Origin of the sequence: Stakelama sediminis (assembly GCF_014199335.1) — a bacterium.
Lineage (GTDB): Bacteria > Pseudomonadota > Alphaproteobacteria > Sphingomonadales > Sphingomonadaceae > Sphingomonas > Sphingomonas sediminis.
The window spans coordinates 503,978-522,460 of sequence record NZ_JACIJI010000001.1 but is presented as its reverse complement, the minus strand read 5'-3'; the positions used below and the strand labels follow the sequence as shown (position 1 = coordinate 522,460).

Annotated in this window: 15 protein-coding genes; 13 read left to right on the top strand and 2 right to left on the bottom strand. The window is 58.9% G+C overall.

Features of this window, described 5'->3' with window-relative positions; genetic code table 11:
- Positions 1-30: 30 nt before the first annotated feature.
- Together FHR23_RS02620 and FHR23_RS02615 are read left to right on the top strand one after the other, a co-directional pair.
- Positions 31-1,851: a tetratricopeptide repeat-containing sulfotransferase family protein gene (locus FHR23_RS02620; protein ID WP_184001361.1), complete on the top strand. Its 1,821-nt coding sequence runs from the start codon at positions 31-33 to the stop codon at positions 1,849-1,851.
- Positions 1,852-2,084: 233 nt separating this feature from the next.
- Positions 2,085-5,144, top strand: coding sequence for a TonB-dependent receptor domain-containing protein (locus tag FHR23_RS02615; protein WP_246359665.1), 3,060 nt, complete (start codon positions 2,085-2,087; stop codon positions 5,142-5,144).
- Between the two features lie 46 nt (positions 5,145-5,190).
- On the opposite strand, the gene clpB is transcribed toward FHR23_RS02615, so the two are convergent.
- Positions 5,191-7,770, bottom strand: coding sequence for an ATP-dependent chaperone ClpB (gene clpB, locus FHR23_RS02610; protein WP_184001360.1), 2,580 nt, complete (start codon positions 7,768-7,770; stop codon positions 5,191-5,193).
- A gap of 127 nt (positions 7,771-7,897) precedes the next feature.
- Here clpB and FHR23_RS02605 point away from each other — a divergent pair, with 127 nt between their 5' ends.
- Together FHR23_RS02605 and FHR23_RS02600 are read left to right on the top strand one after the other, a co-directional pair.
- Positions 7,898-10,033 (top strand): penicillin acylase family protein, encoded by a 2,136-nt coding sequence (locus FHR23_RS02605; protein ID WP_184001359.1) that lies wholly within the window; start codon positions 7,898-7,900, stop codon positions 10,031-10,033.
- Positions 10,034-10,247: 214 nt separating this feature from the next.
- The gene (locus FHR23_RS02600; RefSeq protein ID WP_221227328.1) at positions 10,248-10,547 is read left to right on the top strand and encodes a hypothetical protein; all 300 of its coding nucleotides are present in this window, start codon (positions 10,248-10,250) and stop codon (positions 10,545-10,547) included.
- Between the two features lie 230 nt (positions 10,548-10,777).
- Here FHR23_RS02600 and radC read toward each other — a convergent pair whose 3' ends face one another.
- Positions 10,778-11,461 carry a RadC family protein gene (gene radC / locus FHR23_RS02595; protein ID WP_184001357.1) on the bottom strand — a complete coding sequence of 228 codons (684 nt, stop codon included), beginning with the start codon at positions 11,459-11,461 and terminating at the stop codon, positions 10,778-10,780.
- Positions 11,462-11,564: 103 nt separating this feature from the next.
- On the opposite strand from radC, the gene FHR23_RS16750 reads away from it, so the two are divergent.
- From FHR23_RS16750 to FHR23_RS02550, 9 genes are all read left to right on the top strand, one after another.
- Positions 11,565-14,759: an intermembrane phospholipid transport protein YdbH family protein gene (locus FHR23_RS16750; protein ID WP_184001356.1), complete on the top strand. Its 3,195-nt coding sequence runs from the start codon at positions 11,565-11,567 to the stop codon at positions 14,757-14,759.
- Positions 14,756-14,992, top strand: coding sequence for a YnbE family lipoprotein (locus FHR23_RS02585; RefSeq protein ID WP_246359664.1), 237 nt, complete (start codon positions 14,756-14,758; stop codon positions 14,990-14,992). Before FHR23_RS16750 ends, FHR23_RS02585 begins: the two co-directional genes overlap by 4 nt.
- 5 nt (positions 14,993-14,997) lie before the next feature.
- On the top strand, positions 14,998-15,381 hold the full coding sequence (locus FHR23_RS02580; protein ID WP_184001355.1) for a YdbL family probable chaperone protein: 384 nt from the start codon (positions 14,998-15,000) through the stop codon (positions 15,379-15,381).
- 167 nt (positions 15,382-15,548) lie between these two features.
- A complete protein-coding gene (locus FHR23_RS02575) occupies positions 15,549-15,857 on the top strand; it encodes an AtpZ/AtpI family protein (protein ID WP_184001354.1) in 309 nt (102 codons plus the stop codon).
- A gap of 12 nt (positions 15,858-15,869) precedes the next feature.
- On the top strand, positions 15,870-16,628 hold the full coding sequence (locus FHR23_RS02570; protein ID WP_221227327.1) for a F0F1 ATP synthase subunit A: 759 nt from the start codon (positions 15,870-15,872) through the stop codon (positions 16,626-16,628).
- A 39-nt stretch (positions 16,629-16,667) separates the two neighbouring features.
- Positions 16,668-16,895 carry an ATP synthase subunit c family protein gene (locus FHR23_RS02565; RefSeq protein WP_184001353.1) on the top strand — a complete coding sequence of 76 codons (228 nt, stop codon included), beginning with the start codon at positions 16,668-16,670 and terminating at the stop codon, positions 16,893-16,895.
- A 34-nt stretch (positions 16,896-16,929) separates the two neighbouring features.
- Positions 16,930-17,412 (top strand): F0F1 ATP synthase subunit B, encoded by a 483-nt coding sequence (locus tag FHR23_RS02560; protein ID WP_184001352.1) that lies wholly within the window; start codon positions 16,930-16,932, stop codon positions 17,410-17,412.
- Positions 17,413-17,414: 2 nt separating this feature from the next.
- Positions 17,415-17,984: a F0F1 ATP synthase subunit B family protein gene (locus FHR23_RS02555; RefSeq protein WP_246359663.1), complete on the top strand. Its 570-nt coding sequence runs from the start codon at positions 17,415-17,417 to the stop codon at positions 17,982-17,984.
- A 95-nt stretch (positions 17,985-18,079) separates the two neighbouring features.
- Positions 18,080-18,400 carry a DMT family transporter gene (locus FHR23_RS02550; protein ID WP_184001351.1) on the top strand — a complete coding sequence of 107 codons (321 nt, stop codon included), beginning with the start codon at positions 18,080-18,082 and terminating at the stop codon, positions 18,398-18,400.
- The last annotated feature ends 83 nt before the right edge of the window (positions 18,401-18,483 follow it).

Below are 18,483 nucleotides of genomic sequence, written 5' to 3'. Positions count from 1 at the left end.
CGAGCACTTGAAAAATATCAAGCCAGAGATTTGAACGGTGCCCTGAAGATTGCCGAAGAGGCTATCTCATCGGGGGACGATTTCGCGCCCTTATTGTCTTTCGCCGGGTTGGTATCTTGCCAGCTCGGTGATCCCTCCCGCGGTGTCGAATATCTGCGTCCGGCCAGTGCGGCGTTGCCCGAAGACCTTTCCGTTCGCCGTAATCTGGTCACGGCGCTGATAGAAACAGGGCAGTGGGAGAATGCAGAAAAGGAAGCGACGGCTGTTTCCGAGGATATTTCGCTGCGTCGTCTGGCGGCCTATGTGCAGCAGCATCTCGGCAAGCTGACCGATGCGGCAAAATCCTATGAATATGTGCTGGCACAGGCTCAGAACGATTTTCAAAGCTGGAACAACCTGGCCAATATTCGCTCGGCGCTCGGTGATCGAAACGGGGCGATCGACTGCCTCTATAAAGCGATGCGACTGGCCCCGGGAGAAGTCCCGCTGCAAAAGAATCTCGCTTATCTGCTCAACGATGCCGAACGGTTTGAAGAGCGCTTTCAACTGCTGCGCCGAACCCGGGATATGGCACCGCTCGACGCGGAAGTGCTGACGGAGTTTGCGCGTGCTGCGGCCAGCGTGCAGCGACTGGAGCAGGCGGAAAGCGCCTTTGCCGATGCGATTGCTGCGAACAAGCATTATTTGCCCGCATATCTCGAACTCGGCATGTTATTCGAAAATCTCAACCGGTTGGACGCACTGTATCGCCTTGCCGATCTGGCAGAGGAGAATGGCCTGCCGGAAGCGGAAGTGCGTTTCCTCAAAGCATGGGCCTTGTTTCGGCAGGGGCGAGCTGTCGATGCCCTGCCGTTAGCGGAAAATGCTGCGGATACAATCAACCCTGTGCGGCGGTCGCATTTGATTGCCGGGATCGCTGAGCGACTGGGCGACACCGATAAGGCATTCGCCGCCTATAGCGACATGAATCGCGCCGCAGTCGAAGCCAGGCCGCAGGCGCCGTTCCAGGCCGCCGGATATCTGGAAGAGGTGCGGGCCTATACAGCACAGCTTGAACCCAAAAAACTTGCTGGCTGGACGACGGTGAGCGTACCGAAAGAGCCAGCCTCCCCGATCTTCATTGTCGGCTTTCCACGTTCGGGAACGACGCTGCTTGATACTCTGCTGATGAATCTTCCCGACGTGCATGTACTGGAAGAGCAAATGGTGTTGCGCCCGGTGGAAACGATGCTGGGCGATATCGACCGCATCGCAACACTGACGCAGGGCGATATAGTGAAGTTGCGCAATGCCTATTTCGACGCGCTGCGCATTATCGCATCGCCGGAACCGGGCCAGACGGTTATCGATAAATTTCCTCTGCACATGGTAAAGATGCCCCTGATTCATCGCATCTTTCCCGATGCGAAGGTGGTGTTCGTCGAGCGTCATCCCTGTGACGTCGTGCTAAGCTGCTTCATGGCGAATTTTCAGCTCAACCGCGCAATGGCCAATTTTACGACACTCGAAGATGCGGCGCGCCTTTACGATGCGGCGCAAAGCTGTTGGACGCTGGCTGAGCGAAATTTGCCGCTGAACGTGCACCGCATCCGCTATGAGCGGATGGTTTCCGATCTGGAAGGTGAGATGCGGCCGTTGCTGAAATTTCTGGACATCGATTGGGATCCGGCGGTGCTCGATAATCAGGCCAGTGCGGCCCGGCGCGGGCAGATCAAGACGGCCAGCTATTCGCAGGTGACCGAGCCATTATATACCCGCGCCTCCGGGCGATGGGAACGGTATCGCCATCATCTGGAGCCGGTATTGCCGACGCTGAAACCATGGGCAAAAAGCATGGAATATGACCTTTAGGTAAGATGGTCAGCGCAGGTAATCTTCGCGTCATGGCGGTGTGATATTTCTGTTACACATCCCCTAAAAGGGAAGGTGGTGTCGAGCGACCCCTTTACAGTTTCCTGAACCCTCGTTCATTCTGAATACATGTTGGCAACCGGCGCGTGTGGCACGTTGCGTCAAAGCCAGCGGGGGTCTCGCAGAAGCAGTCTGAAAGGATTGCAGCTGTGGATAAACGAGGGAAATAGTACATGAAATCGAACGATAGCCTGACGCGAACGAAGCTTCGTGGAAGTACCGCCTTGCAGGCGTTGGCACTAATTTGCATGGGGAGCGCAATTTCGATTGCTAGTCCGGCTGCAGCGCAAACAAACGATCAGAATGCGTCCGATCAAACGGCGGTTAAGACGCAGCAGGCGCAGCAAAAGCAGGGCAAGGCAGGCGACAACGTCGTCGCACCGGAAACCGATAACGGCGATATTGTTGTGACGGGTTCGCTTATTCGTCGCGATGCGTTTTCAACGATGGAGCCGCTGACTGTCATTACGGCGGATGAAATTACACAGTCCGGATTCGACTCCGCTGCTTCAGCTTTGCAAAGCACTGCGGTCACCCAAGGTGCCAGTCAAATCAACAACTATTTTGGCGGCTATGTCACGAACGGCGGCACGGGTGCGAATACGCTTGGTTTGCGTGGCCTTGGTCCAAACCGCACCCTTATTCTGTTGAATGGCCATCGCTTGGCACCTGCTGGCACGCGCGGTTCGGTCGGTGCGGCCGATCTGAACGTTCTGCCGACTGCATTGATCAAGCGTATTGAAATCCTGAAGGCGGGCGCTTCGTCCATTTATGGTTCCGACGCTATCGCAGGTGTTGTGAACATTATTACCGACACTGAGCTGAACGGACTGGTGCTCGATGGGCAGGTCAACGTTCCTGAAGTTGGAGCAGGTACCTCTTATCGTCTGTCGGCATCCTTTGGTTATTCCGGCGAGCGGTTGAAATTGATCGGTTCGCTTGAATATTACAAGCGGCAGAGTCTTGCCAGAGAAGATGAAAACTTTACCAAATGCCCGATTGGTGGATACCTCTCTGGTGAAGGGACTGCTTTTGGCTCGGGTGATTATATCGACCCTGCCACGGGTAAGCCAAAGTGCTTTACGCTCGACAACGGCGGCGTAACCATCAATACGGTCGCCCTTCCTACGCGTCAGGCCTATGATCGGCTCACGGGTGCTTTGGGTAACTATAACCGGTTTGTTCCGGCCCCGTCCGTTACCGGTGGTCCCACGCCGGGTTTGCTGGGCGTCGATTACTATACCCGTGACAGCTTCGATCCGCGTCAGGAGAAGGAGCAACTCGTAACCCCTGCGGAAATCTACACCGGCTATCTTCAGGCCGGCTATCAGCTTGATATTTTGGGGGATGCCGAGGTTTACGTCGAGCTTCTCGGTAACCAGCGGCATTCATCCAATTTGGGCTATCGTCAGCTTACTCTCGATTATGCGCAGGGTAGTCCGTTACTTCCTGCTGAATATCGCAACGGAGCGCTCTACAATCCAAATGAGATTTCGAACGGCAATATTGTCGCCGCGCGTTCATTCATCGGATATGGTAACCTCAACTCGAAACAAGAAGTCAGCTTTGCTCGCCTCGGTGGCGGGCTTCGCGGCAATTTCTTCTTCTCTGGCTGGAAATATGATTATTTTGCCAGCAAGACATTCAGTGACGGTACGTACGAGACTGAAACGTTCCTGACAGATCGTATCGCGCGGTCTCTTGATGTCGTTTCCGACGGCAACGGCGGGTTTGTCTGTGCTACGACGACGGATCCGAACTGTGTGGCTGCGCCGCCGCTCAATGCCGCGTCGGTTGGTGGTAATCTGTCCGATGCGTACAGGAATTATATCACGAAGAATGTCGTCGGTACGACGAAATATCGTGAATTCCTGACGTCGTTGAACGTCAATGGTCCGATCTTCCACTTGCCGGGCGGTGACGCGCAGCTTGCTCTTGGTCTCGAGTACCGCGATGCCAGTATCAACGATACTCCGCCTCAGGATAGTCAAGATGGAAATCTTTATAACCTGACATCAGCAGCTATCACACGCGGTAGCGACAATGTGTGGGAGGCGTTTGGCGAAGTCTATCTGCCGTTGGCTGCAAATGTGCCATTTGCCTATCGGCTCAACCTGGATGCTTCGGGGCGGTACACCGATTACAAATCCTATGGATCGGGCTGGACGTACAAGGTTTCCGGTGAGTGGCAGCCGGTTCGCGGAGTCGGCTTCCGGGCCAGCTATGGTACGTCCTATCGTGCTCCTGCGCTGTTCGAACAATTCCTGGGTGCGACCAGCGGCTTCTTGTCCAGTTCAACAGACCCGTGCGACGATTACGCGAACTCACAGAATCCGATTATCCAGAAAAACTGCGCGGCGATCGGCCTTCCGGCCGATTTCCAACAAACTAGTGGTGTTACAGTACTTAGCGCAGGTGGTCGAGAATCAGGGCTGAAAGCGGAAACCTCCACCAACTTCTCAGGTGGGATTGTATTGCAGCCGGTATTGCCGCAGTCCGTGGGTTCTTTCTCTCTGTCGGTTGATTATTTCAGAATTGAAGTAAGTAACGGCGTTAACCGCGCTGGCGCAGCGAATATTCTGAACTTGTGCTACGGCGATACTAATTTTCAGCCAGGCCAAGGCTATTGTCGATTGGTTAATCGAGACAATAACAACGCTCTAACGGTCAATAATAACTACATCAACCTGTCGACCGATATTCGACGGGGTGTCGAAGCGAATATCCGTTACTCGCGTGACATCGGCCCCGGCCGCTTTATCCTGAACGGAAACGTAATCCATTATCTGGAGCAGTCGAGCAAATTGTTTCCGGATGATCCGCTTGAGGATGCGAATGGAACAATTACGACACCGGATTGGGTCGGGAGTTTCAATGCGAGCTATCGCATTGATCAAGTAACCTTCCACTATGGCCTAGATTGGATCACTGGAGACAAGAATGCGACCTATAATTACTTTTCATTAAATCCAGATGGTACGATTGATCAGGATTATAAGCAGTTCCTTAAGGACAATTACTACTTTGAAGTTCCTGACTATTTTCTTCACAATGCGTCTGTACAAATTTCTCTTAAAAAATTCCAGATTACTGCTGGTGTGCGTAACCTGTTCAATGCAAAGCTGCCCCGCATTACTGCTGGGGGCTATAATATGGTAGGAAATACCCCGCTTTATTCGGGATATGATTATGTTGGTCGTACGTTCTTTGTGAATACAACCGCAAAGTTCTGATTTAATATGAAATTAAGGGGGTTCCAGAAAACTGGAGCCCCCTTTTTTAATTTACTCTCAGCGCCAACGACCCATCACCTTCGTCGATCTTAACCGTGGCGCCGTCCTTGACCTCGCCTTTCAGGATCAGGTCGGCGAGCGGGTCCTGCAGATATTTCTGCACCGCGCGTTTCAACGGACGGGCGCCGTAGACGGGATCGTAGCCGACCCGGCCCAGCCAGGCGCGTGCCGCGTCGGTCAGGTCGAGGCTGATCTTGCGATCGGCCAGCAGCTTTGCAACGCGGTTGACCTGAATATCGACGATCGGTGCCATATGCTCCGCACCCAGCCGGTGGAACAGGATGACCTCATCCAGCCGGTTGAGAAATTCCGGTCGGAAATGTGCACGTACGATATCCATGACCTGCGGCTCGACCGACTCCACGCTCTCGCCGTCGCCCAGATTGGTCAGCAACTGGCTGCCCAGATTGGAGGTCAGGATGATGATCGTGTTGGAGAAATCGACCACGCGGCCCTGACCGTCGGTCAGGCGACCATCGTCGAGTACCTGCAACAGCACGTTGAACACGTCGCCATGGGCTTTCTCGACCTCGTCGAACAACACGACCTGATAGGGGCGGCGGCGAACGGCCTCGGTCAGCACGCCGCCTTCTTCATAGCCGACATAGCCCGGAGGCGCGCCGATCAGCCGCGCGACCGCGTGCTTTTCCATGAACTCGCTCATGTCGATGCGGACCATGGCGTTTGAATCGTCGAACAGAAATTCGGCGAGCGCCTTGGTCAGTTCGGTCTTGCCGACGCCGGTGGGGCCCAGGAACAGGAAGCTGCCCAGCGGCCGGTTCGGATCCTGCAACCCGGCCCTTGCGCGGCGCACCGCGGTGGAGACGGCCCTGACCGCATCGGCCTGACCGATGACGCGCTTGCCCAGCTGATCCTCCATATGGAGCAGCTTTTCGCGTTCGCCTTCCAGCATCCTGTCGACGGGCACGCCGGTCCAGCGGCTGACCACGGACGCAATGTCGTCGGCGGTCACCTCTTCACGCAGCATTGCGCCTTCGGTCGCGCCATGCGCCTCAGAGAGCTGCTTTTCGAGCTCGGGAATGGTGCCATAGGACAGCTCGCCGGCACGCCCCAGATCGCCTGCGCGCTGCGCCTGTTCCAGTTCGATGCGTGCGGCGTCAAGCTGCTGCTTGAGCGTTGCTTCGGACTGAATCTTCACCTTTTCCGCTTGCCAGCGTTCGGTGAGCGCAGCCGATTCCGCTTCCAGTCCGGCAAGTTCGTCCTCAAGCCGTTCCAGCCGATCGCGCGATGCGTCGTCGGTTTCTCGACTCAGCGCTTCGCGTTCGATCTTGAGCTGGATGATGCGGCGATCCAGCGCCTCGATCTCCTCCGGCTTGGATTCCACTTCCATGCGGATGCGCGAGGCGGCTTCGTCCATCAGGTCGATGGCCTTGTCGGGCAGGAAGCGGTCAGTGATGTAGCGGTTGGACAACGTTGCCGCAGAAACGATTGCGCCGTCGGTGATCCGCACGCCATGGTGCAGTTCGTATTTCTCCTTCAGCCCGCGCAGGATCGAGATGGTGTCCTCGACCGTCGGTTCGCCGACGAACACCGGCTGGAACCGCCGCTGAAGTGCCGCATCCTTTTCGACATATTTGCGATATTCGTCGAGTGTCGTCGCGCCGATACAATGGAGTTCGCCGCGGGCTAGGGCGGGCTTGAGCAAATTGCCCGCATCCATCGCGCCCTCGCTTTTGCCCGCACCGATCAGGGTGTGCATCTCGTCGATGAACAGGATGATCTGACCCTCGGCACCTTTCACTTCGTCGAGCACGCCTTTCAGCCGTTCCTCGAACTCGCCGCGATATTTGGCACCGGCGATCAGGCTGCCCATGTCGAGCGCCATCAGCTGCCGGTCTTTCAGATTGTCGGGCACGTCGCCATTGGCGATGCGCAGCGCCAGCCCCTCGGCAATCGCGGTCTTGCCGACGCCGGGTTCGCCGATCAGTACGGGGTTGTTCTTGGTGCGCCGCGCGAGAATCTGGACGGTGCGACGAATTTCCTCATCACGCCCGATTACGGGGTCCAGCTTGCCGTCGCGCGCTGCCTCGGTCAGGTCGCGGGCGAATTTCTTGAGTGCGTCATAGCGATCCTCGGCGCTGGCGGTGTCGGCGGTACGGCCGCCGCGCAGATCGTTGATCGCGGTATTGAGCGCTTCGGCGGTGACGCCGGCATCCTTCAGCGCCTTACCGGCGGCAGTGTTCTGCGACAGCGCGAGTGCCAGCAACAGCCGTTCGACAGTAACATAGCTGTCCCCCGCCTTTTGCGCGACCTGCTCAGCCTGATCCAGCACGCGCACGGCATCATTGTCGAGACCCGGCGTCTGCTGCGCGCCGGAGCCGGACACAGACGGCACTTTGGCCAGTGCCAGATCGATATCGGACTGCGCGCGTTTGGGATCGCCGCCTGCCTTTTGAATCAGGCCGGACGCCATGCCCTCATTGTCTTCGAGCAGTGCTTTCAGCAGATGCTCGGGTGAAATCCGCTGATGCGACATGCGGATGGCAACGGTTTGCGCCGATTGAAGAAAACCCTTGGCGCGATCAGTAAATTTTTCGAGATTCATGGTGATTCCCTGCTACGCTTTGATCCAAGAGATAGTGTTGTAAATTTACAACACAAGGGGGTGTTCGACATTTCGACTATCTGTGTTGTCGCGGTGTGGGATGCAATCGGTACGGGGGAGGAAAACTATGCGTCGGGTGTGGCGGATCGGCGGCGGAATATTCGTTTTGGTGCTGCTGGTCGCGATCGGGTTGATGGTGTGGGAGCCGCTCACGGCGCATCGCGCATCGCCCCCGCCGCAGCATCGGTACGATGTTGTCATCAAGCGTGACACATTCGGTGTGCCGCATATCTTCGGAAAGACCGATGCCGGTGTCGCCTATGGCATTGCCTATGCCCATGCCGAGGATGATTTTCCGACCTTGCAGGAAGTCATGGCGGCGACACGCGGGCGGCTGGGGGCGCTGACCGGAGAGGACGGTGCCAGAACCGATTATATCGTCCACCTGCTCGATGTGCGCGGTACGGTGGCACGGCATTATGACGAGCAGCCCGCCGATGTCTGGGCGCTGCTCGACGGCTATGCGGCGGGCCTGAACCATTATGCCGATACCCATCATGACGAGGTGAAACTGTCCCGCCTGTTCCCGATCGACGGGCGGGATGTAGCGGCTGCCTTTGTACTGCGCTCTCCCTTTTTCTTCGGACTGGGCGATCAGTTGAAGGCATTGAGCGGCGGCGATCCCTTGCCGAAGGAAAGCGCAGGCGCGATGCCGCAGGCACCGAACATCACGCCGGGCGGTCCGCCCGAAGTGCGCAACGGCTCCAATGCCTTTGCCGTGGCACCCGGCCGCTCCGGCACCGGCGTGACACGGCTGGTGTCGAACTCCCACCAGCCATGGAGCGGTGCGGTCGCCTGGTACGAACTGGTCGTGCATTCCGGGCAGGGATGGGACTTTGCCGGGGCAACCTTTCCCGGCGCGCCTTATCCGTTGCTGGGGCATAACAGGACGCTGGGCTGGACCAACACCGTCAACCGCCCGGACCTGACCGATATCTACAAGCTGGTGCTCGACAAGGCGGGCGACAAATATCGTTTCGACGGAGTGTGGCGGCCGCTTGAAAAGCATCGCGTCTGGTTACGGGTCAGGATGGGGCCGTTCGTGCTGCCGGTGCCGAAAATGGTCTATCGCGCGGTGCAGGGACCGGTGATCGAGAACGCAAAGGGCGCCTTCGCCATCCGCTATGCCGGGATGGATGAATTGCGCATGGTCGAGCAATATTATCGCCTGAACAAGGCGCGCAACTGGACCGAATGGAACCGGGCGATGGCGTTGCAGGGGGTGCCCGCCACCAATTTCATCTATGCCGATGCGGCGGGCAATATCGGCCTGATCTACAATGCGATGTTTCCAAAGCGGAAGCCGGGATATGATTACAGCAAGATCCTGCCCGGCGATACGTCAAAGGATTACGAGCCCGGCACCGTGCCCTGGTCGATGGTGCCGAAAAACATGAATCCCAAATCGGGGTTCATCATCAACGCCAACGATACGCCTTATCTGGCGGCGGGGAAGGGCAGCGAGCTTGATCCGAAGGATTTCTCGCCCTTGCTGGGCATCGAGACCGATCTGACCAACCGCGCGGTGCGTGCGGTCGAGCTGATGGAGGGAGCGCCCGAAATTACCGAGCAGGCGCTGGAAAATATCAAGTTCGACACCGGGGTGAGTCGGCAAAGCTGGGCCTATGGCTGGATGCGGTCGGTGCAGGCGGTCGACCCGAAGGGCGACCCCCTGTTGCAGCGCGCGCACGACGTGCTGGCACGCTGGGACTGGAACTTTGACGGACATGGTCCCGCCGATGCGCTTGCCGCGATGGTGATGCGCGACGGCGTTGTGCGGAACTATCCGCGCAAGCCGCTCGGCAACCCGCGGACGGCGCTGCGCAAGGCGGCGGAGCATTTGCAGAATTATTTCGGCAGGCTCGATCCTCCGCTGGGGCAGGTGCTGCGCCTGCACCATGGCAAGGTGGATTTGCCGCTCGACGGCGGGCCGGATGTGCTGCGGGCGATGGGGCGCTGGGAATCCGGTCCCAATGGTCGCCTGAAGGTGGTGCACGGCGACAGTTTCATCATGTTCATGATCTGGGACCGGAACGGCAAGGTGCATTCGAAATCGATCGTGCCCTATGGCGCGGCGACGAGCCGACCCGACTCCCCGCATTATTCGGATCAGGCGCCGCTTTTCGTCGCTCATCGATTCAAGCCGGTTTTATTTACCTCAGATGAACTAAAGGGGCATGTGGAAAAAAGTTACAGACCCTGAAAAACAAACTTCTATTTCATTTTATCGCGAATCACGCACAAATTCCGATGATATGCCCGGATCGGTAGATGGAAGACGCAAGGAGCGGAGCCGGAATGGGATCGAATTAAATGCGATGCGGTTTATTTCCTCGTGAACTGACTGAAAGAGTTTCAGTCCTTACATGGAGAGAATAATGCGTATCAGTTCAATTTCTTTCGCTGGAGCAGCTCTTTTGGCACTGCCGATGGCTGCGCAGGCGCAGGCGCCACAAACCACGCCTCCGGCACAGCCCGGCATGACGACCCCGGGGGCACCGATGCAGACAACGCCGCCGCAAACTCCGCAAACCATGCCGGAAACGACGCCCCCTCCATCGGCAACCCCGAACAGCGACGACGATACCGACAACAGCATGGCGCCGGATACGAATACGACGCCTGATGCCAACAGTTCGGACGATGCGGACACTTCCAACAGCATGGCGCCGTCCGACCCCCATTCCACCCCGAATACGGACGAACCGCACCTGTAATATCCGTTTCTGTCCTACGGAAAATACCCGCATCGTTTTCGGTGCGGGTATTAGGCCGTAAACCCATAAACGGCACCGTTGAGTCGCCCAAATGGCGAACAGATCGGGCCGAACGACGCGCGGCAAAGGCTCTTTGCCTTTGCAAGCGGCGTTCGGTTCGAGATGGAAGCCATTTTGGCCCAAACCGCGATGGTGCCGTTTATAGGTTTACGGCTTAGTGTGTCCGGATGTTACAACAGCCCCATGGCACGCAGGCTGCTATGTCCCTGCGTGCCGATGATGATGTGATCATGGACGGCGATTTCCAGCCGCTTACCCGCTTCGATGATGGCGCGGGTAATATCGATGTCCGCGCGGCTGGGGGAGGGGTCGCCGCTGGGGTGGTTGTGGACGAGAATGATCGCGGCTGAGCCGATATCGATCGCGCGGCGGATGACTTCACGGACATAGACGGCGGCTTGATCGATCGAGCCCTCACTCATCAATTCGTCGCGAATCAGCATGTTGCGGGTGTTGAGATGCAGCACGCGCACTCGTTCAATCGGCGAATGCGCCATCTCGGCACGCAGATAGTCGAGCAGTGCCTGCCAGTTGGAAAGAACCGGCCGCTCGGCAACTTCGGCACGCAGCAGGCGGATGGCGGCGACATGCGCGATTTTGACCGCCGCTATTGCGCTTTCGCCCATGCCCGGCACGCGTTGAATTGCGTCGGAATCTGCGGTCAGCAGGCCCGCCAGCCCGCCGAATTCGCGTAACAATGCCTTGGCCAGCGACTTGGTGTCGCGGCGCGGGATGGCCAGCGTCAGCAAATATTCAACTAACTCATGATCTAGTAGCGCATCGCCGCCGGTGCCCAGCAGGCGCTGGCGAAGCCGGGCGCGATGGCCGGCATTGTCTTCGACGGAACCTGCCATGGTTCAGACGATTAAGGCGAAGTGGCGATAGACGCAATCGCAATGGCTTGACCTTGGGCCGGGCAAAAGCAAGGTAACGGGACGGGTCGTGTGAAAGGGTGGCGTGACAGCGGAAATCGAACAGGATGACGATTCCGCAGGCGCGCCCCGACGGGTCCGCCGCCTGATACCCGCGTCAGTCATCGGTCGGGTGCTCGCGGTTTTCGCGCTCATCCTGCTGATCATCGTCCTGTTCATCTGGATTCAGCGCAAGCCGATTGCCAACGGCTATATTCAGCGCGCACTGGCCAAGCGCGGCGTCACCGCACGCTATCATATTGCCGATCTGGGCATTTCGACCCAGCGCCTCACCAATGTCGTGATCGGAAATCCCAATCATCCCGATCTGGTTGCCGACTGGGTGGAGGTCGGTACGCATGTTTCGCTGAACGGAGTCAGCGTGCAGGCCATTCGCGCCGGTCATGTGCGAATTCGCGGCAAGCTGGTGAACGGGAAGCTGTCATTGGGGGAGATCGACCGCCTGATGCCGCCGTCGACCGGCAAGCCATTTGCGTTGCCTACGATCGATGCAGACATACAGGACGCCCGGATGCATCTGGAAACGCCTTACGGCACGGTGGGTCTGAAACTGACCGGCAGCGGCGAACTGGACGATGGTTTTTCGGGTGTGCTGGCGGCGGTGACATCGAAGCTGACGGTCGCGGGATGCAGTTTTGACCGTGCTTCGGCCAAGTTGCGGATCGCGGTGTCGGATACCCAGCCGCTGATCAAGGGGCCGCTGGGTGCGCAGCAAATCCGTTGCGGCAATGTCGCGCTCGACCACCCTGCCTTACAGGTCAATGCGCTGTTGAACGGGGCGCTTGACCGGTGGAAGGGGCAGGCAGGGTTGAATGTGCGGACGATGGAAAGTGCGGCGGGACGCGCACAGTCTCTGTCGGGTGCCGTCCATTTCAATGGCGGCCCGGAGCGCACGACCGGAACGGTGGATCTGAACGGCCAGTCCTTCGCGACGAAGAGCGCCAGTGGCGGCGTTTTTGCGCTGGACGGAAATTATACCGCAGGCAGCGCGGGTAACAGTTTCGACGGCACCGTTGCGGCGCATAATGCACAACTCGCCCCCGCCATGATGGCGTCGTTCATCCGGGTGCTGCACGGCACCCAGGGCACACCGGTTGGCCCACTCGCCGCTAAGCTGGGTAGTGCGGCATTGCGTGCGGCGCGGGATGCCGATCTGAACGCGCAGCTTGCGGTCGATATGAACAGCCGGATTGTTGCGGTATCGCGGCTGAACCTGACTGCGGCAAGCGGCGCGCAGGTGGCGATTTCGGGCAATCAGGGCGCGCGATATCGCTGGTCGGACGGCGCGCTGACGCTCAACGGGCTGGTGTCCACCAGTGGTGGTGGCCTGCCCGAAACGGCGATTCGCCTTGCACAGGAGGCCCCGGACGGTGCTGTGACCGGCACCGCGATCATGCGCCCCTATCAGGCGGGAAGCGCACGGCTGGCGCTGACTCCGGTCAGGTTCAGTGCAGGGGGCGGCGACAGTACCCGCATTTCAACACAAGTCACCCTGTCCGGGCCGCTGGGTAATGGCGCGGTCGACCGGATCAGCATGCCGGTCGATGCGCGTTGGAACGGGGCCGGGCGACTGGACATCAATCGCGGCTGTGCGCCGCTTACTTTTCGGAAGCTGGCGGTGTCGGGGCTGGTCCTTGATCCGGCGAAGCTGCTGGTCTGTCCCCAAAGCGGAGCGCTGCTGACGGTGCAGAAGGGGCGCATGCGCGGTGGTGCGCAGATCGCTGCCCCGCAATTGAGCGGCCATATCGGCAGCACACCGCTGACGCTCGCTGCCAAGGGTTCGGAATTCCGTTTCGCCGATAACGGCTTTCACCTCGCCGATGTCGCCGCGCGACTGGGCAGTGCGGATAGCATGACGCGGCTGGACATCGGATCGCTCGACGGGAAAATTCAGGGCGGAAGCGTCGGCGGCAGCTTTGCCGATTCCGCCGGACAGATCGGCAATGTACCGCTGCTGATGTCGAAGGCCGCAGGCGACTGGAAATTGATCAATGGAGCGCTGACGCTTGATGGCGGGCTTCAGATCGCGGATGCGCAGACCGACAGCCCGCGCTTCAAGCCGCTTGTCAGCGACGATTTTCACCTCAAGCTGGTGTCGAGCGACATTACCGCCGGTGGAACGCTGAAGACGCCGCAGCGCGGTGCGCTGGTGACAAAGGTGGCGATTACCCACGATCTGGCCACCGGTACGGGACATGCCGACCTCGACGTGCCGGGAATATCCTTCAAGACCGACGGCCTTCAACCCGACGATGTGACGCCGCTGACCTATGGTGTGATCGCCAATGTCGACGGGACGGTATCGGGGCAGGGGCATATCGCCTGGAATGCGAAGGGGGTGACCAGCAACGGCGATTTCAAGACGACGGGCACCAACCTTGCCGCAGCCTTCGGCACGGTGACCGGGCTTTCGACCACGGTGCATTTTACCGATCTGCTCGGCATGGTGTCCTCACCCGACGAAGTGGCAACAGTGGCGGAGGTGAATCCCGGCATCGCGGTTGAGAACGGCGTGGTGCATTATAGTCTGCCGGGCGATCAGCGGGTGAAGGTTGCCGGTGCGCAATGGCCCTTTGCCGGCGGGCAGCTCGTGCTGGAACCGACGCTTCTCGATTTCCATGCACATCAGGAACGGCACATGACCTTTCGGGTCAGCGCGCTGGATGCGGCGCAGTTTCTGCAACAGTTCGATTTTGACAATCTGAACGCTACCGGCACGTTTGACGGTATCCTGCCGATGGTATTCGACGATAATGGAGGCCGGATCGTCGACGGGCATCTTGAATCACAGGGTGGCGGAACGCTCGCCTATGTCGGATCGGTCAGCCAGAAAGATCTCGGCACATGGGGCAATATGGCGTTTCAGGCGCTCAAATCGCTCAAATATCGTAACCTGAATATCACCATGAACGGGCCGTTATCGGGTGAAATGGTCACCAGGGTCCGGTTCGGCGGCGTGAAGCAGGGCAAGGGAACGAAGAGCAATTTCCTGCTCAAGCGCCTGACGAAGCTGCCGATCGTGTTCAACGTGACGATTCGCGCGCCCTTCCGCCAACTGATCGATTCGGTCCGTTCCTATTACGACCCCACCACAATGATGCAGCAGAACCTCCCCGCCCTGATCGAGGCGGAAAAAGCCAAGGACGAGAAGAATGCGGCTGAAAGCAAAACAGCGCCTGACGCGAGCGTTCAGCCCCCGGAAAGCAGGAATATGCCATGATCGAAACAATGTTGATTAACCGGGTGCGGCAGGCAATGATTGCACCCATGTGGAGAAAGACGGCCCTTGGCGTACTGATGTCCGGTATGGTTGCATTGACCGGGTGCGTTACGATCAATGCACCGACAAAACCGATCCAGATCGACCTGAATATCAATATTTCTCAGGAAGTGGTCTATAAGCTGGACAAGGACGCAAAGAGTCTCATCAAGGATAATCCGGGTATTTTCTGATGAAAATGATGACCAAAAAAATGCTGATGGCGCTGGGCGCGGTGGCGATGCTGGGTGGCGTTGCAAGCGCGGCCTATGCGCAGCGTGATCCTGCCTATTCTGCTGCGAAGGCCAAGGGATTGGTCGGCGAACAGCCCGATGGGTATCTGGGGATTGTCGGCTCCGCAACGCCGGAGCTGCGCAAGATGGTGAATAACATCAATATTCAGCGCAAGGCGGTCTATACCCAGAAGGCGCAGGCTACCGGCTCTACGGTCGAGCAGATGGCCTTCACCACCGGGTGTAACCTGATCGCCAACCTGTCGGCGGGCGAAAAATATCAGACGCCGTCGGGTCAGTGGAAAACCATGACCTCGGCCCCGCCGGAGCGGGACGCGCGCTGCGTGTAATCAGACAAATCGTAAGCGACTGAACGCCTTGCCGTAGTCGACTCTCAAGGTTGACTTGGCGGGGCGCGCTTTTTAAACGGGCCAGCAATCGGGGGCATAAGTCCGCGATGGTGTATGTATGTCGCCGCCCGATTGGTGTGGCGGCATTTTCATATCAGGATTGAACCTTGTCTGACGACCGCCGAAACGGCCAGGATGATCTCGAACGCCGCATCGCCGATGCGAAAGCCCGTAACACCCACAAGGTGCACGGGCCGCAGGAAGGCGTGTCGGAAAACCGCGGCTGGGCGGTCGGCATCGAATTTGTCGGCTCCGTACTGGTCGGTGCCGTTGTCGGCCTGCTGCTCGACAAGTGGCTGGGCACCGCGCCATGGATCATGATCGTGCTGCTGCTGCTCGGCTTTGTTGCCGGGCTTCGCCGCGCAATCACCATGTCGAAACAGTTCGACACCGATTTCACGAACGACAAGCAATAGGCCGTAAAGACCATGTCCTCCGCCACCAACCCGATGGAACAGTTCGCGATCACGACGATCCACCCGTTGAGCGTCTTCGGGCAGAACGTGTCGTTCACCAATTCCGCGCTGTGGATGCTGATCGCGCTGGGTATCGTCGCGACCTTCCTGATCGTCGGCACGATGAAGCCGCAAATGGTGCCGGGCCGCTGGCAGGCGGCGGTCGAATATATGTACGATTTCGTGCTGGGCGTGGTGGATGAGAATATCGGACCGAAGGGCAAGGCATACGTCCCGCTGATTTTTTCGGTCTTCGTGTTCGTGCTCGCCTGCAACCTGCTCGGCATGATCCCCTGGGTGGGGTCGTTCACGCCGACCAGCCATATCGCGGTGACACTTGCACTGGCGCTGATCGTTTTCGCGATCGTGCTGGTGGTCGGTTTCGTGAAGCACGGGCTGCACTTCCTGACCTTTTTCTGGCCGAAGGGCATGGCCTGGCCGCTGGCGCTGTTCATCATGCCGATCGAGGTGGTGAGCTTCTTCGTACGGCCCTTCACTCTGGCCATTCGACTTTTTGCCAATATGACGGCGGGTCACGTTCTGCTGAAGGTGTTCGGTACCTTCGTCGTGGCGCTGGGGTCGTTCGGCGCGCTGCCCTATGTCTTCGGTGTGGTGCCGCTGGCGGTGAACGTGGCGCTGTCCGCGCTCGAACTGCTGATCGCGCTGATTCAGGCTTATGTTTTCGCACTGCTCGCTTCGATCTATCTGAACGACGCGATCAACCTTCACTGATTTTTTCAGCACTATATTTGACCAAAAAGGGTATCTGAAATGGACGCAGAAGCAGCAAAATATATTGGCGCCGGTCTTGCCGCCATGGGTGCGGGTCTCGCCGGTATCGGTGTCGGCTACATCTTCGGTTCGCACCTGCTCGGCGCGTTCCGCAACCCCGATGCAGAGCCGCGCATTGCCGGTCGTCTGTTCCTCGGCTTCGCCGTGGTCGAGGCTCTGGGCCTGATCGCTGCGGTTGTCGCGCTGTACCTCGCCTTCGCGGGCTGAACCTGAAATCCGGCGCTTGTCGGGAGTTTGACCAATGCCTCAGTTTGAACCGGGTAATTTCATCCCCCAGATGGCGTGGCTCGTCGTCGCGTTCGCGATCCTGTATTTCGTGATCGTGCGTTCGACTCTGCCGCGTCTGGGGCGGACGATCGATGCCCGCACCAATCAGATATTGGGAGACCTCGACAGCGCCCAGCAGGCGAAGACCGAGGCCGACCGCATGCAGGCCGAATATGATGCCGGTGTCGCGTCGGCGCAGGACAAGGCACGTGCCCGGCTGGCCGAAGCACGCACCGGGTCTGCCAAGGTGATTGAGGCGAAACTCGCCGAATCCAATGCGGTTCTTCACGACAAGGCGGAAGCCGCGCAGGCGTCGCTCGACGCCGCGCGTGCCAAGGCGGTCGGAGAGATTGAGGCCATTGCTGCCGACGCCGCTGCCGGGATCGTCGAAAAGCTGACGGGCACCCGCCCGGCAGACAGCGATGCGACATCGGCTGCCCGGGCGGCATTGGGCTGACGATGATGATGGTCAATACGGAACATGTGGTGGACGCAATCGACGCACATCAGACAGTAGGACACGGAGCGCACGGACCCGAACTGCTGGGTCTGAGCGCCGAGGGCTGGGTCTATGTCGGGATCACGATCTTCCTGATCCTGGCGTTCACCAAGTTCAAATTTCATCGCCTGATCGCGGATGCGCTGGACAAGCGCATTGCCGAGGCGAAGCAGCAGCTTGAAGAAGCCAAGGCTATCCGAGCCGAGGCCGAGAAGCTGCTTGCCGATGCCAGGGCGCGTCATGCCGCGAGTGCTGGCGATGCCGATGCGATCATCGCCCATGCCGAGGAAGAGGCGAAGGCGATGCTGGCCAAGGCCGAAAAGGACGCCGCTGAGCTGACTGTCCGGCGCGCCAAGATGGCCGAGGACAAGATCGAGGCTGCCGAGCGTCAGGCGTTGGCGGAAGTACGCGCGACCGCCGCCGAAGCCGCCGCCAAGGCCGCCGGGACGATCATCGCGCAGAAACACGGTGCCGACGCCGACAAGGCGCTGGTCGACCGCACCATTGCGGGGCTGAACCGCCTCAATTAATTTTCCGGGGCGTTTCATGCCCCGTTGCCTATCAGCCGCTCGCCCTTCGGCGGGCGGCTTCTTTATTGATTGATTAGCTGCACGGAGCCGCTTGCATGGCCTGGATCATATTGGGAATCGCCGTATTCACCGAAATCAGCTGGGCACTGAGCCTCAAATGGGCATCGACGGCAGGGAACTGGATGGTGTCGATCGTGCCCATCGTCCTGTCTTTCGTGAATATGGGGCTGCTGGCGCTTGCCATGCGCGGAATCCCGGCGGGCACCGCTTATGCGGTCTGGACCGGGCTGGGAGCGGTCGGCGTGATTATCGGCGGCGCGGTGCTGTTCGGTGATAAGGTGTCGGGTGTACAGGCGCTGTTCCTCGCGCTCATCGTGATCGGCGTGGTGGGTGCCAAACTGACCTCGGCGAGTTAGGCCGTACGGTCTTTGTGCACGCAATTTATGGGAACTGCCCCTCGATTACCCCGTAATATCTGAATCGTTGCCGCATGGAGCGA

Excerpts from the sequence above, each read along its gene's own strand:
- FHR23_RS02615 (WP_246359665.1), top strand. The coding sequence starts at position 2,085 with ATGAAATCGAACGATAGCCTGACGCGAACGAAGCTTCGTGGAAGTACC.
- clpB (WP_184001360.1), bottom strand. The coding sequence starts at position 7,770 with ATGAATCTCGAAAAATTTACTGATCGCGCCAAGGGTTTTCTTCAATCG.
- FHR23_RS02605 (WP_184001359.1), top strand. The coding sequence starts at position 7,898 with ATGCGTCGGGTGTGGCGGATCGGCGGCGGAATATTCGTTTTGGTGCTG.
- radC (WP_184001357.1), bottom strand. The coding sequence starts at position 11,461 with ATGGCAGGTTCCGTCGAAGACAATGCCGGCCATCGCGCCCGGCTTCGC.
- FHR23_RS02585 (WP_246359664.1), top strand. The coding sequence starts at position 14,756 with ATGATCGAAACAATGTTGATTAACCGGGTGCGGCAGGCAATGATTGCA.
- FHR23_RS02580 (WP_184001355.1), top strand. The coding sequence starts at position 14,998 with ATGATGACCAAAAAAATGCTGATGGCGCTGGGCGCGGTGGCGATGCTG.
- FHR23_RS02570 (WP_221227327.1), top strand. The coding sequence starts at position 15,870 with ATGTCCTCCGCCACCAACCCGATGGAACAGTTCGCGATCACGACGATC.
- FHR23_RS02565 (WP_184001353.1), top strand. The coding sequence starts at position 16,668 with ATGGACGCAGAAGCAGCAAAATATATTGGCGCCGGTCTTGCCGCCATG.
- FHR23_RS02560 (WP_184001352.1), top strand. The coding sequence starts at position 16,930 with ATGCCTCAGTTTGAACCGGGTAATTTCATCCCCCAGATGGCGTGGCTC.
- FHR23_RS02555 (WP_246359663.1), top strand. The coding sequence starts at position 17,415 with ATGATGATGGTCAATACGGAACATGTGGTGGACGCAATCGACGCACAT.
- FHR23_RS02550 (WP_184001351.1), top strand. The coding sequence starts at position 18,080 with ATGGCCTGGATCATATTGGGAATCGCCGTATTCACCGAAATCAGCTGG.